Below are 12503 nucleotides of genomic sequence, written 5' to 3' on the forward strand. Positions count from 1 at the left end.
CGGAGCATCAGCGGCGCATCAGCCCAACAACCGCTCCGCCGCTTCGAGATCCTCGGGCCGGTTGGTGTTGAAGAAGGGATCGACCGGATCGGTCGGGAACTCGACGACCGCGAGCTTGTAGCGGCCGGTCCAGACATCGACCTTGCGGATGTCCTCCACGGTCATCGCGCGGCGCAGGTCCTCGCGTAGATCGACGGGCCAGAGCCCGGCCACCGGATGATGGCGCCCGCCGCTGGCGACGCAGGCCATGTCGGCGCCCTCGGCCTCCAATCCGGCCATCAGCCGCTGGACGAGATCGGCCGGCAGGAACGGCGCATCGGTCGGAACGCTCGCGACGAAGCGGCAGTCGGGCGCCTCCGCCGCCGCCCAATCGAGGCCGGTCAGCACGCCGGCGAGTGGGCCGGCATAGCCCGCCACGCTGTCGGCCGCGACCGGCAACCCGAAATCGCGGAAGCGTGCAGGATCGCCGTTGGCGTTCAGCAGCAGGTGGCGCACCTGGGGGCCGACGCGATCGACAATATGAGACAGGATCGGCCTGCCGCCCAGCGGCCGCAGGCATTTGTCGCCGCCGCCCATGCGACGCGACTGGCCGCCGGCCAGCAGCAGCCCAAGGACGGGCGGCCGGACGTCTGCTCGTTCAGGCGACATCGTTCTCGAGGCTCGCCTTGCGCTGATGGCGCGGGCTCTCCTCGCCGACCGAGGCGGGATCGCCGTCGAAGCGGATGCGGTTCTCGCCGGACAGCGCGACGAACCGCTTTCCCTTGGCGCGGCCGATCAATGTCAGCCCGGCCCGGCGGGCCAGCTCGACGCCCCAGGCGGTGAAGCCCGAGCGCGAGATCAGGATCGGGATCCGCATCTGCACCGTCTTGATCACCATCTCGCTGGTGAGCCGCCCGGTGGTGTAGAAGATCTTGCCCTCGGGGCCGATGCCCTTCAGATGCATGTAGCCGGCGATCTTATCGATCGCGTTGTGCCGGCCGACATCCTCCATATAGATCAGCGGCCGGTCCTCCTCGCAGAGCACGCAGCCATGGATCGCCCCGGCGGCGAGATAGAGGCTGGGGCTGGTGTTGATCTTCTTGCTGAGCGCATAGAGCCACGAGGTCCGCAACTCGGCCTCAGGGTCCAGCACGACCTCGTCGAACCTCTCCATCAGATCGCCGAACACCGTGCCCTGGGCGCAGCCCGAGGTCAGCGTCTTCTTCTGCAGCTTCTGCTCGAAATCGGTATGGCGCTCGGTGCGGACGACGACGACCTCGAGCTCGTCGTCATACTCGATATCCGTCACCCGATCATCGGGGCGCAGCATGTTCTGGTTCAGGAGATAGCCGACGGCGAGGTAGTCGGGAAAATCGCCGATCGTCATCATCGTGACGATCTCCTGCCCGTTGAGGAACAGGGTCAGCGGCCGCTCGACGACGACGGCCGTGTCGATCCGCTTGCCCTCCTGGTCGATGCCAGTGACGTGGCGGGTCAGGCGCGGATCGTCAGGGTTCGGACGCAACAGGAATTCGCTCATGGTTGGAAATATGCGGTCTGCTCCCCGTCTGCACAAGCGATGGACGCTCCACGCTCCAAGTAAGGCCGGCAACGATCCGGTTCAGTTGTGGGACAAGCACGATCAGTGCGAGCACCACTGCGCTTGTCATTGCCGGACCCTGTCCTCGGACTTGATCCGGCAATGACAATGAGAGGTGTTTGGTCTGATTTTTTCTTGCATGAAATCACCATCTCGGCGGTAATATGGAGCGAATGCACAATTTTGCGCAATTTTGCATGATTCCTTCGAGACAGACTCGAGGCGAAAGGATCGTCACGGATGTTCGAGTTCGCCGCAGCCTTCGAGCGTGCCGCGGCACTGATCCTGACCTGGGACGCGGATCTCGCCGAGATCGTCGCGCTGTCGCTGCAGGTCAGCCTCACGGCGGTCGCCATTGCGGCGCTGCTGGGGCTGCCGCTCGGCGCGGCCGTCGCCCTGGTCCGCTTTCCCGGCCGCCGCGCGGCCGCCGTCCTGCTGAGCGCCCTGATGGGACTGCCGCCGGTCGTCGTCGGGCTCGTGGTCTATCTGATGCTGTCGCGGGCGGGGCCGCTCGGCGTCCTGGGCCTTCTCTTCACGCCGACCGCCATGGTGATCGCGCAGGTCGTGCTGGTGACGCCGATCATCGCCGCGATCGCCCGGCAGGTGGTCGAGGACCTGTGGGCCGAATATGAGGAGCAGCTCCGCTCGCTCGGCACCACGCCCGCCCGCGCGATCGGGACCCTGCTGTGGGACGGCCGGTTCAGCCTGGTGACGGCGATTCTCGCCGGCTTCGGCCGGGCGAGCGCCGAGGTCGGCGCCGTGATGATCGTCGGCGGCAACATCGATCACGTCACCCGGGTAATGACGACGACGATCGCGCTGGAGACCAGCAAGGGCGACCTGCCGCTCGCCCTCGGCCTCGGGATCATTCTGATCGCCCTGTCCCTGACCATCAATGCCGCGGCCTTCCTGGCGCAGGATCTGGCGCGGCGGAGTCAGCAATGAAGGGCGCCACCATCCTGCCGCTCCGGCTCGACAGCGTCTGCTATGACGCGGCGGGGAAGCGCCTGCTCGATTCGATTTCGACGGCCCTGACCGCCGGACCGCGCACGCTGATTCTCGGCCCGAACGGCGCCGGGAAGAGCCTGCTTCTGCGGATCTGCCATGGCCTGCTGCAGCCGAGCGCCGGCCGGGTCGAGTGGCAAGGCCCCGCCGCGACGGCAGCGCGCCGCCGGCAGGCGATGGTGTTCCAGCGGCCGGTCATGCTGCGGCGCTCGGCGGCGGCGAACATCGACTATGCGCTCAAGCTCCGGCGGCTGCCGCGCGGCGACCGCGCGGAGCGGGTCGCGCAGGCCTTGGAGAGGACCGGTCTCACGGCCCTCGCCCACCAGCCGGCGCGCGCGCTCTCCGGCGGCGAGCAGCAGCGGCTGGCGCTCGCCCGCGCCTGGGCGACACGGCCCGAGGTCCTGTTCCTCGACGAGCCGACCGCCAGCCTCGACCCGGCGGCGACCCGCGCGGTGGAAGAGATCGTCGACGCCATCCATCGGGCGGGGACCAAGATCGTCATGACGACCCACGATCTGGGGCAGGCCCGGCGTCTGGGCGACGAGGTCCTGTTCCTGCATCAAGGCCGCCTGATCGAGCAGGACTCCGCCAAGCGGTTCTTCGCCGGGCCACGCAGCGAGCCGGCCGCCGCCTTCGTCGAAGGCCGGCTGCTGTGGTGAACGACAAGGAAAGCGTCAGCTAAGGAGAAGGGAATGCTCAAAGGACCCCTGAGAACACTGGCCGGGCTCACAGTCGCCGCAATGCTCGCGGCGCCGCCGGTGCTGGCGGCCGATGAGTTCATCACCGTCGCCTCGACCACCTCGACCGAGAACTCGGGATTGTTCGACAACCTCCTGCCGAAGTTCGAGGAGGAGACCGGCGTCGACGTCCGGGTGGTCGCGGTCGGCACCGGGCAGGCGATCGACCTGGCCAAGCGCGGCGACGCCGACGTCCTGTTCGTTCACCACAAGCCCTCGGAAGAGAAGTTCGTCGCCGAGGGCTTCGGCGTCGAGCGGTACGACGTCATGTACAATGATTTCGTGATCGTCGGGCCACGGAGCGATCCGGCCCGAATCGCCGGAATGAGCGATGCCGTCGCAGCGCTGGACAAGATCGCCGAATCGCGAGCACCCTTCGCCTCGCGCGGCGACGACAGCGGTACGCACAAGAAGGAACTGGGCCTGTGGAAGCAGGCCGGCACCGATGTCGCAGCCGCCAGCGGAAGCTGGTATCGGGAGACCGGCTCCGGCATGGGGGCCACGCTCAACACCGCCGCCGGGATGGAGGCCTACGCCCTCACCGATCGCGCCACCTGGATCAGCTTCGAGAACAAGGGCGACCTCGAAATCCTCGTCGAGGGCGACAAGCGCTTGTTCAACCCCTACGGCGTGATTCTCGTCAATCCGGAGAAGCATCCGCATGTGAAGGCCGAGGCAGGACAGAAATTCATCGACTGGATCATTTCGCCGGAGGGCCAGGAGGCGATCGCCGACTATAAGCTCAACGGCCAGCAGCTCTTCTTCCCGGATTATCGGGCAGGATCGTAGTCGTTCACGGCCCGTTGAACCGGACGCGGCCAAGTTCCGAGACGTCGTAGCCGCCCATCGCCGCGGCCCGCGCTTCGAAGGCGGCGCCGCGGCAGAAGGCAAGCAGCGTCTGGAACGGCGGCTCGAAGAAGTCGCGCCGGTGCAGCAGCAGGTCGAACCGCTCCGTGATCAGGGGCAGGAAATCGAGCTTGAGCTGGCGCGCCACCGCGCGCAGCCCAAGCCCCACCGCAGCCCGGCCCTCGAGGATCGCGAGGCCCAATTCGTTGCCCGTATGGGCAACCTCGTCGATGAAGGCGAGGTCATCAGGGCCGAGACCCGCCTTGGCGACGAAATGGTCGAGCAAGAGCTGGGCTCCCGCCGTCGGCTGCCGGCGAATCACCGGCAGCCGATGCATCGCCAGATCCTCGACGCCGCGCACGCCGTGCGGGTTCCCGGCGGCCAGGATCAGCCCCTGGTCGCGCCGTGCCCATTCGATCAGAACGATGTCGCGGGCAGGAACGCCCCCAGGCACACCATCACGCACCGCCCGCAGGTTGAAGTCGCCGCTCTCCGGGTCATAGACGTGCAGCCCGGCGACGAGCGCGTCGCCGGCGACGAACCGCGTGAGACCATCCAGGCTGCCGCCGGCGATCAGCGCCAGGCCGCACCCGGATTCCCGCGCTGCCCAATCGAGCAGCGGATCGCGGCTGCCGGCGATGACGGGCGGCGCCTTGGCGGGACTCTCGCCCGGAACGTCGGAGTTCTCCGCCACCCAGGTATCGATCAGCGCCTTCGGGAACAGCCATTTCCCGGTCAGCCGGGTACAGGGAATCTGCCGGGTCCGCACCAGTTCATAGATCGTCCGTTCCTTGATGCGGAGGTAATCGGCCACCTCCCGGGTCGTCATCAGCTCGGTCAAGCGAACCTGCTCCTCTCCCTGTCCGAGCGGTAGTATAACGGAGACGGCGGCGGCAAACGAAGAGCCGCGAGCCGGCTTGACCGGACGACGGCCCATCGGCATGGTGGCGCCCCTTAGAGCCTGATCCGATCACATCCAACCGATGTGATCGGTGAATCAGTCTCTAATCATTTGAAGCAGAGGGCGATTCATCGATCAGGTTGGGTCAACCTGATCGGATCGCACTCTAGAAAAACACAGCTTTGCTGGCGATGAACGCCGGGGAGGATCGAATGACCATTTCAGTGAAGGCCGCGCTGGCCGGTGTCGCAATCGCGGCCGGCGCACTGATTACCGGCGTCGCCCCGGGCGTAACCCCCGCCGCAGCCGCCGACGCCTTCGTGGCCGTGACCGCGATCGTCGAGCATCCCGCGCTCGACGCCGCCCGCGACGGCGTTCGCGACGAGCTTGCCGCCAACGGCTACAAGCCCGGCGAGAACCTGCGCTTCGAGTATGAGAGCGCGCAGGGCAACCCGACCACCGCGGCGCAGATCGCCCGCAAGTTCGTCGGCGAGAGCCCGGACGTGATCGTCCCGATCGCCACGCCCTCGGCGCAGGCGGTCGTGGCGACGACCAAGGACATCCCGGTCGTCTTCACCGCGGTGACCGACCCGGTCGGCGCCAAGCTGGTCGAAGATGCCGAGCATCCCGGCGGCAACGTCACTGGGGTGACGGACCTGTCGCCGATCGGCAAGCATCTCGACCTGATCCGGGAGATCACGCCGGATGCGACGCGAATCGGCGTGCCCTACAACCCCGGCGAGGCGAACTCGATCACCTTGCTGGAGCTCCTGAAGTCCGAGGCCGCCGAGCGGGACATGGAAATCGTCGAGGCGGCGGCGACGCGCTCGTCGGACGTCCTCGCCGCGGCGCAGAGTCTGGTCGGCAATGTGGACGCCATCTATGTGCCGACCGACAACACGATCGTGTCGGCGCTGGAGGCCGTGGTCCGCATCGGCGTTCAGAACCAGATCCCGATTTATGCCGGCGATACCGCCTCGGTTCCGCGGGGCGCGATGGCCGCGCTGGGCTTCGACTATTACGACGTCGGCCGGCAGACCGGGAAGATCGTGCTGCGCGTCCTGAACGGCGAGGATCCGGGCGAGATCCCGGTGGAGGGCATCGCGACCACCGAGCTCCACGTCAATCCGGAAATGGCCGAGAAGATGGGCGTGACAATTCCCGAGAGCGTGATGGAACGCGCGAAGGAAGTCGTCGAATAACTAGGGAAAGCAAGCCGGCCCTCATGCCTCGGCAAGCTCGGCATGAGGGCCTCACCCTGAGCTTGTCGAAGGGTGAGGTTAAAACGGAGCAATCATGAGTCTCGTCGCCTTCCTCGGCGCGATCGAGATCGGGCTGGTATTCGGGCTGGTCGGGCTCGGCGTGTTCCTGTCGTTCCGAGTGCTGGACTTTCCGGACCTGACGGTCGACGGCAGCTTCCCGCTGGGCGCCGCGGTCTGCGCGACGCTGATCGTCGGCGGCGTCGACCCGTTCCTCGCGACGGCCGCCGCCGTCCTCGCCGGCGGGCTGGCCGGGCTGGTGACCGCCTTCCTCAATATCCGCTTCAACATCCTGCATCTGCTGGCCAGCATCCTCACGATGATCGCGCTCTATTCGATCAATCTGCGGATCATGGGACGGCCCAACGTCGCGATCATCACCGAGCCGACGGTGCTGACGGCGTTCGAGGGGCTGAGCCTGCCCTATCTCTATCTGAAGCCCGTGATCGCGGCGGTCGTGGTGATCGCGGCGGTCCTGCTGGTTGCGCGGTTTCTCGCCTCGGACTACGGGCTGGCGATGCGGGCGACGGGCGCCAACCCGCGCATGGCCCGCGCGCAGGGCGTCGAGACCAAGCAGACGACCTATGTCGGCATGGCGATCAGCAATGCGCTGGTCGGGCTGGCCGGCGCGCTGTTCGCCCAGATGAACGGCTTCGCCGACGTGACGCTGGGCACCGGCACCATCGTCGTCGGGCTGGCTGCGGTGATCGTCGGCGAGGCGGTCTTCGGCGCGCGGACCGTGCTCGGCTGGTGCCTGGCCTGCGTCGCCGGATCGATCCTCTACCGCCTGGCCGTGGCCTTCGCCCTCAATGCCGACTTCCTCGGCCTGCAGGCCTCCGACCTCAATCTGGTGACGGCGGTGCTGGTAACGATCGCGCTGGTGCTGCCGGGCGCGCGCAATCCGTTCAAGAACCTCCTCACGGGACGCGCCAACCGGCGTAGCCCGGGAGGCGCACAGCAATGATCCGGGTTCGCGATCTGACCGTCACCTTTCACCGCGGCACGCCGATGGAGACGCCGGCGCTGCGCGGGCTCGATCTCGACATGCCGGCGGGCCAGTTCCTCACGGTGATCGGCTCCAACGGCGCCGGCAAGTCGACGCTGCTGAACGCGGTCGCCGGAGATGTCGTACCGCTCGCGGGCAACATCGTGATCGACGACGCCGACGTCACCCGCTGGCCGGCACCGCGGCGCAGCGGCCTCGTCGCCCGCGTCTTCCAGGACCCGATGGTCGGCACCTGCGAGACGCTGACGATCGAGGAGAACCTGGCGCTGGCGGCGGCGCGCGGCCGGTCGCGGGGGCTACGGCGCGCGCTCGACCGCGAGCTCCGCGAGGAGTTCCGGGCGCGGCTGCGGGAACTCGGGCTCGGGCTGGAGAACCGGCTCGGTGACCGGCTGGGGCTGCTCTCCGGCGGACAGCGGCAGGCGGTCAGCCTGCTGATGGCGACGCTGCGGCCGATGAAGGTGCTGCTGCTCGACGAGCATACGGCGGCGCTCGACCCGAAGACGGCGGACTTCGTGCTGGAGCTGACGAACCGGATCGTCGCCGAGCATCGGCTGACGACGCTGATGGTCACCCACTCGATGCGTCAGGCGCTCGATTTCGGCGAGCGCACGGTGATGCTGCATGAGGGCCGGGTCGTGTTCGACGTCGCCGGCAATGAACGCCTCGGCCTCGACGTCCCCGACCTGCTGGCCGAGTTCGCCCGCCTGCGCGGCCAAGCCCTCACCGACGACGCCCTGCTGCTGGGCTGACGCACCGGCGTCCGATCACTCCCAGCGGTTGGCCTCGGCCGCGAAGTTCACGGTCTGAACCGTCACGACGCAGAAGCGATGTCCGGTGGGCGCCTCCATCACCCACCAGTCGCGGATCTGCGCCACGCGCTTCGCGCCGAGCGCCTCCAGCCGGCGAACCTCCGCGTCTATATCGTCCGTTTCGATGTCGATGTGCACGCGGCTGGGGTGATCCACCTTCTGCAGCTCGACATCGAGATCGTTCGGCGCCGTTTCGAAGCGCACATAATTCACATCCTCGGGGCTGTCCGACGGCCGGGTCGGAAGCCCGAGAGCCCGGCTCCAGAACGCCGCCGCGCCCTCGAGATCCTCTGTCTGGCAATCGATGATCACCCCGCCGAGCCGGCTTCGGTGCATGGCTTCCTCCGTTTTGAAACCTGGTCGTCGGCAGCTCTTCGTCCGCCCTTCCAGGCGCGCACATCCTATCACCTTCCCTGCCGTCCGGAACCCCGCCGGTCCAACCGTCAAGGCGTGACGACGATGTTGCCGAAGTGCCGTTTCTCGAGGAACGCCGCCTGTGCCTCTGCAAGCCGTTCCAGAGGGTACGTCACGGCGCGCAGCGGTGCCAGGCCGCCCGCCTCGATGTGCGCAACTAACTCCGTAAATTCGGACATCGTGCCGTAGGAGGAGCCGATAATCTCCAGATGCTTCAGGTAGACGGTGCGCAGATCGAGCGGGACGACCGGACCGGCGATGGCCCCGCAGGTGACGTACCGCCCGCCGGGCCGCAATGCGGCGAGAAGCTTGCCGAACGCCGGACCGCCCGCCACATCGGCAACAACGTCCACCGCGCCGCCTGCGGCCGCGCGGAGCGCCGCATCAAGGTCGTCGGCGTCCCGAACGACGGCTGCCGCCGCACCGAGCTCCAGCGCCGGCCGCTCCTTGCCCGGCCCGACGACCGCGACGGCTTTCGCGCCGCGCAGCCGCGCAAGTTGAAGCATCGCCGAGCCGACGCCACCGGAGGCGCCGGTGACCACGAGACGCTCGCCAGCCGCAAGGCGCGCCCGGTTCAGCATATGCAGCGCGGTCAGATAGGCGATCGGAAATGTCGCCAAATCCTCGAAGGACAACCCGCTTGCGACGGTGACGGCACTGCCGGCAGGCACGGCGCAGTATTCGGCATAGCCGCCATCCCGTTCCGAGCCGAGATAATCCACCGCAGTCGGATCTTCCGGGTCGTTCAGATAGAGGGTGGGATTGACCAGGACGCGGTGTCCGATCCGCGCCTCGTCTATACCCGACCCGACGGCAACGATAATGCCGGCAATGTCGGAGCCCTGGATTCGCGGGAAGCTTGGCGCCTCTCGCTTCCAGCCGGTCGAAGCGTCGGGATCGTCTTCCCGGCCATAGCCACCGATCCGCAGCATGACATCCGAGTTGTTCAACCCACAGGCGCCGACCTTGACGAGAACCTCACCGGGGCCGGGATGAGGCACGGGGACCTCGACGACCTGAAGCTGATCCAATCCGCCGACACCCTTCAGAATGACCGCGCGCATGGTCTTCGGCAAGCGCTGCGGACTCATGGCTTCACCGTCTGCAGGAACGTCACGAGATGCTCGACAACGGCGTCCGGTGCGTCTTCCATGAGGAAATGCCCCGCCTCGGGCACGATATCGAGGCGCGCGCCGGGAATATCCTTCGCCAGCCGTTTCGCCCAGTGCAGCGGCTGCCAACGGTCCTCTGCGCCCCAGATGATCTGAACGGGGCATGCGATCTCGGCCAGCCTGTGGCTGATCTCCTCCGTATAGCGGCTGTCATAATGCCGAACTTGGTGATGGAAGAAGCTGAGTCGCCCGACCGGGCCGCTGATCGGCGCGAGATAGGCCTCCAGAACCTCACCCTCCATCCGGCTCTCATCATGCACCGTCATTCGCAGTTGGCGCGTGAGCAGGTCGCGGAACGCCGCCGCAGGCATCGAGGCATAGCTGTCCATATGGCTGGCGATGATCGACTTCCAGGTTTCGGACGGCCAGGAATCGTAGCTGCAGATATCGATTACCGTCAGGCTCGCGAGTGGGTCAGGCTCAAGAATCGCATGGCGCAAGCCGATAGCCCCGCCAATGTCGTGCGCGATGATGTGGGGGCGGTCGAGACCCCAATGGCGAAGCATGGCCGACAGGATCGGCCCTTGCGCGGCAACCGACGTGTCCGCCCCCACCGGCCGTTCCGAGCGCCCGAAGCCGAGGAGGTCATAGAGATACAGGTTGAAACCGGATGCGACGAGCCGAGGGGCAATCTCGCGCCAGATGAAGGAATGCGAGGGCGTTCCGTGGAGCAGCACGAGATCCGCTTTCGCACCCCCTTCCGCCGGATGCCGTCCTGCCGCAATCCGGTGCCCGTCGATGATGACGCGCTCCGTCAACAACTCCCGTTCCACAACCCCACCTCCTCGCTTGATGATCGGACCCAGACTGTGCGACTACTCCATTAATGACGCAAATGACATTGTTTGCGCCAATGCATCAAGTTTTGTCATGGAGATATCATGCGGCTCGAGATAGAAGCTCTGCGCACCTTCGTCACGATCGTGGATGCCGGGAGCCATACGAGGGCCGGAGAGCGCCTCAACCTCAGCCAGTCGGCCGTCAGTTGGAAGCTCAAGCGCCTTGAAGACCGCATCGGACGTCCCCTGCTCGCAAAGGACGGACGGACCCTCCGCCTGACCGACGAGGGCGATGTTCTGCTCGGCCATGCGCGGGAGGTCCTTGCGGCGCACGATTCGGCCATTGCCGCGCTGGCCGCCAGGGACCTGCGCGGGGAGATCCGGCTCGGCGTCACCGAGGAACTGGTCACACGCGGTCTTGCCCGACTGGCAGGCGGCTTCGCCCGGTCTTATCCCAAGGTCCGCCTATCGCTGCGTGTCGATCAGAGCCGCGTGCTCGATGCGGCCCTGAATGCCGGTGAGATCGACCTCGCCATCCTGCAGACCTGTGCCGATGACGTCTTGGACGAGGACGTGGTGCTGAACCGCGAACCGCTCGCCTGGGTCGCGGCCCGGCCGGCCGTTGCCGCGCAGGATCCGCTGCCCCTGGTGGTCTTCGGCCCCGACTGCTTCTATCGGCCCATCGCCCTCACCGCCCTCGCGGGTGTCGGACGTAACACGCATATCGCCGTAAGCGCGCCAACGCTCGCCGGCGTTCGCGCCGCTATCGAGGCCGGCCTGGGAATCGGCATCCTCGTTCGCACCGCCGTGCCGCATGCGCATTGGATCACCGCCATGGGAGCCGATTTTCCCGCCCTGCCCGATGTTGCTCATGTTCTTCGCGGCGACCGCTGCCGCTCATCCGCGATCCGAGGATTGGTCGACGCCATTCTGAAGGAACCGCTCACCGGACCTCATGCGCACGGGGCCACCGCCCGAATGGAGGGCGGCGAGCCAGTTTTGACATATGCCCTGACATGACCGGAGGACGGCATTGCTAAGCGCCACACCGACTGGCGGCTAGAGTCTGCTTTCAAAGCCAAAGCCTGATCGAGGCGAGCTGGACGAAGGCGAGCTAGCTGGCCGTCAGCTTGCCGTGGCGGCCATCGAATCCGCCGCGACTACGGCCCAGGGCTTGGCTGTACTGACCGTTGATGGCATCTGCGGCACGTGGTGAGCGCGGATGTTGGTGCGATCGACCATATGTACGTCCCAGAAGTGCTGCACGCCTTCGTGCAGACCGGCACTATTCCCTGAAAACAGACCCTAAAGGCCAAACGGAGTCACGGCGTGCTCGCGTCTTCCCAAACCCGGCTGGGCCGCGGGGTGTCGATCTGATAGTCGGTGTAGCAGGTGGTGAAGAAGTCGCGTCCGAACTGCCGGGCCTGCGCGATCGGATCGCGCGGGTCACGCTCGACCTCACCCCTGGCGTTGCCCTGTCCGTGGACGACGCCGACGAAGGTCGAATGAGTATAGCGGCTATACTCCTGGAGCTGGTGCACGATCCCCGTGAATAGGGTCGGATAGGTTTCTTCCGAACTGAGCAGGAGGCCGATCCGCTTGCCCTGCATCCGGCGTTTGACCTCCTCCGACTGCGGGTAGGATGCCGCGACATAGCAGAACATCCTGTCGAAGAACGCCTTGAGCTGGGCGGCCATTCCGTACCAGTAGACCGGGGTTGCCGCGACGATTCCATCCGCGGCCAGGAACCGGTCGAGGAACAGGGACCGGTAGCCGTCATCGATCGAGCAGGTACCGTCCTCCCTGCGGCATTGTCGGCAGTCCTTGAGGAAGGCGCCGACGACATCGGTTAGATAGACCGTCTCGGCCTCATGGCCGTTCGCGGTGAGACCGATGGCGACAGCGTTGGCCAGGCGCGCCGAATTCCCGTCGCGTCTGGGGCTGGAACTCAGGACAAGAGCCTTCATGATGGATCCTCGCTGAAAATAGTCGGAGA

Annotated in this window: 14 protein-coding genes; 7 read left to right on the forward strand and 7 right to left on the reverse strand. The window is 66.6% G+C overall.

The features are described 5' to 3' along the window. Positions 1 to 18: 18 nt before the first annotated feature. Positions 19 to 648, reverse strand: coding sequence for a molybdenum cofactor guanylyltransferase MobA (mobA, locus tag DT069_RS08410; RefSeq protein ID WP_119459860.1), 630 nt, complete (start codon positions 646 to 648; stop codon positions 19 to 21). After that, on the reverse strand, positions 638 to 1519 hold the full coding sequence (locus tag DT069_RS08415) for a formate dehydrogenase accessory sulfurtransferase FdhD (protein WP_119459861.1): 882 nt from the start codon (positions 1517 to 1519) through the stop codon (positions 638 to 640). Before DT069_RS08415 ends, mobA begins: the two co-directional genes overlap by 11 nt. Before the next feature lie 300 nt (positions 1520 to 1819). On the opposite strand from DT069_RS08415, the gene DT069_RS08420 reads away from it, so the two are divergent. Genes DT069_RS08420 through DT069_RS08430 form a run of 3 tightly spaced genes read left to right on the forward strand, consistent with a single transcriptional unit; the run spans position 1820 to position 4110 of the window. After that, a complete protein-coding gene (locus DT069_RS08420) occupies positions 1820 to 2524 on the forward strand; it encodes an ABC transporter permease (protein WP_119459862.1) in 705 nt (234 codons plus the stop codon). Continuing rightward, the gene (locus tag DT069_RS08425; protein WP_119459863.1) at positions 2521 to 3243 is read left to right on the forward strand and encodes an ATP-binding cassette domain-containing protein; all 723 of its coding nucleotides are present in this window, start codon (positions 2521 to 2523) and stop codon (positions 3241 to 3243) included. Before DT069_RS08420 ends, DT069_RS08425 begins: the two co-directional genes overlap by 4 nt. Positions 3244 to 3276: 33 nt before the next feature. Continuing rightward, positions 3277 to 4110, forward strand: coding sequence for an ABC transporter substrate-binding protein (locus tag DT069_RS08430; protein ID WP_119459864.1), 834 nt, complete (start codon positions 3277 to 3279; stop codon positions 4108 to 4110). A gap of 4 nt (positions 4111 to 4114) precedes the next feature. On the opposite strand, the gene DT069_RS08435 is transcribed toward DT069_RS08430, so the two are convergent. Then, entirely contained in the window at positions 4115 to 5008 is an 894-nt protein-coding gene (locus DT069_RS08435; protein WP_425450100.1) for a substrate-binding domain-containing protein, read from the reverse strand. Positions 5009 to 5280: 272 nt separating this feature from the next. Here DT069_RS08435 and DT069_RS08440 point away from each other — a divergent pair, with 272 nt between their 5' ends. The 3 genes from DT069_RS08440 (at position 5281) to DT069_RS08450 (ending at position 8082) form a co-directional block, all read left to right on the forward strand. Next, positions 5281 to 6270 (forward strand): ABC transporter substrate-binding protein, encoded by a 990-nt coding sequence (locus DT069_RS08440; protein WP_119459865.1) that lies wholly within the window; start codon positions 5281 to 5283, stop codon positions 6268 to 6270. A 94-nt stretch (positions 6271 to 6364) separates the two neighbouring features. After that, a complete protein-coding gene (locus DT069_RS08445; RefSeq protein WP_119459866.1) occupies positions 6365 to 7291 on the forward strand; it encodes an ABC transporter permease in 927 nt (308 codons plus the stop codon). Next, entirely contained in the window at positions 7288 to 8082 is a 795-nt protein-coding gene (locus DT069_RS08450; RefSeq protein WP_119459867.1) for an ABC transporter ATP-binding protein, read from the forward strand. Before DT069_RS08445 ends, DT069_RS08450 begins: the two co-directional genes overlap by 4 nt. Positions 8083 to 8097: 15 nt before the next feature. Here the strand turns inward: DT069_RS08450 and DT069_RS08455 are convergent, their stop codons facing one another. The 3 genes from DT069_RS08455 to DT069_RS08465 all read right to left on the reverse strand — a co-directional run bounded on the left by DT069_RS08455 (position 8098) and on the right by DT069_RS08465 (position 10501). Beyond that, positions 8098 to 8478 (reverse strand): VOC family protein, encoded by a 381-nt coding sequence (locus DT069_RS08455; protein WP_119459868.1) that lies wholly within the window; start codon positions 8476 to 8478, stop codon positions 8098 to 8100. Positions 8479 to 8585: 107 nt separating this feature from the next. Beyond that, positions 8586 to 9647, reverse strand: coding sequence for a zinc-binding dehydrogenase (locus tag DT069_RS08460; RefSeq protein ID WP_425450101.1), 1062 nt, complete (start codon positions 9645 to 9647; stop codon positions 8586 to 8588). Next, positions 9644 to 10501: an alpha/beta fold hydrolase gene (locus DT069_RS08465; RefSeq protein WP_119459869.1), complete on the reverse strand. Its 858-nt coding sequence runs from the start codon at positions 10499 to 10501 to the stop codon at positions 9644 to 9646. The genes DT069_RS08460 and DT069_RS08465 overlap by 4 nt, the downstream gene beginning before the upstream one ends. Positions 10502 to 10609: 108 nt before the next feature. On the opposite strand from DT069_RS08465, the gene DT069_RS08470 reads away from it, so the two are divergent. Further along, on the forward strand, positions 10610 to 11527 hold the full coding sequence (locus DT069_RS08470) for a LysR substrate-binding domain-containing protein (RefSeq protein ID WP_119459870.1): 918 nt from the start codon (positions 10610 to 10612) through the stop codon (positions 11525 to 11527). Between the two features lie 302 nt (positions 11528 to 11829). On the opposite strand, the gene DT069_RS08475 is transcribed toward DT069_RS08470, so the two are convergent. Continuing rightward, positions 11830 to 12474 (reverse strand): flavodoxin family protein, encoded by a 645-nt coding sequence (locus DT069_RS08475; protein ID WP_119459871.1) that lies wholly within the window; start codon positions 12472 to 12474, stop codon positions 11830 to 11832. Positions 12475 to 12503: the final 29 nt, after the last annotated feature.

Origin of the sequence: Virgifigura deserti (assembly GCA_003576685.1) — a bacterium.
GTDB classification, from domain to species: domain Bacteria; phylum Pseudomonadota; class Alphaproteobacteria; order Dongiales; family Dongiaceae; genus Virgifigura; species Virgifigura deserti.

Excerpts from the sequence above, each read along its gene's own strand:
- DT069_RS08470 (WP_119459870.1), top strand. The coding sequence starts at position 10,610 with ATGCGGCTCGAGATAGAAGCTCTGCGCACCTTCGTCACGATCGTGGAT.
- DT069_RS08460 (WP_425450101.1), bottom strand. The coding sequence starts at position 9,647 with ATGAGTCCGCAGCGCTTGCCGAAGACCATGCGCGCGGTCATTCTGAAG.
- DT069_RS08440 (WP_119459865.1), top strand. The coding sequence starts at position 5,281 with ATGACCATTTCAGTGAAGGCCGCGCTGGCCGGTGTCGCAATCGCGGCC.
- DT069_RS08430 (WP_119459864.1), top strand. The coding sequence starts at position 3,277 with ATGCTCAAAGGACCCCTGAGAACACTGGCCGGGCTCACAGTCGCCGCA.
- mobA (WP_119459860.1), bottom strand. The coding sequence starts at position 648 with ATGTCGCCTGAACGAGCAGACGTCCGGCCGCCCGTCCTTGGGCTGCTG.
- DT069_RS08445 (WP_119459866.1), top strand. The coding sequence starts at position 6,365 with ATGAGTCTCGTCGCCTTCCTCGGCGCGATCGAGATCGGGCTGGTATTC.
- DT069_RS08475 (WP_119459871.1), bottom strand. The coding sequence starts at position 12,474 with ATGAAGGCTCTTGTCCTGAGTTCCAGCCCCAGACGCGACGGGAATTCG.
- DT069_RS08425 (WP_119459863.1), top strand. The coding sequence starts at position 2,521 with ATGAAGGGCGCCACCATCCTGCCGCTCCGGCTCGACAGCGTCTGCTAT.
- DT069_RS08455 (WP_119459868.1), bottom strand. The coding sequence starts at position 8,478 with ATGCACCGAAGCCGGCTCGGCGGGGTGATCATCGATTGCCAGACAGAG.
- DT069_RS08450 (WP_119459867.1), top strand. The coding sequence starts at position 7,288 with ATGATCCGGGTTCGCGATCTGACCGTCACCTTTCACCGCGGCACGCCG.
- DT069_RS08415 (WP_119459861.1), bottom strand. The coding sequence starts at position 1,519 with ATGAGCGAATTCCTGTTGCGTCCGAACCCTGACGATCCGCGCCTGACC.
- DT069_RS08420 (WP_119459862.1), top strand. The coding sequence starts at position 1,820 with ATGTTCGAGTTCGCCGCAGCCTTCGAGCGTGCCGCGGCACTGATCCTG.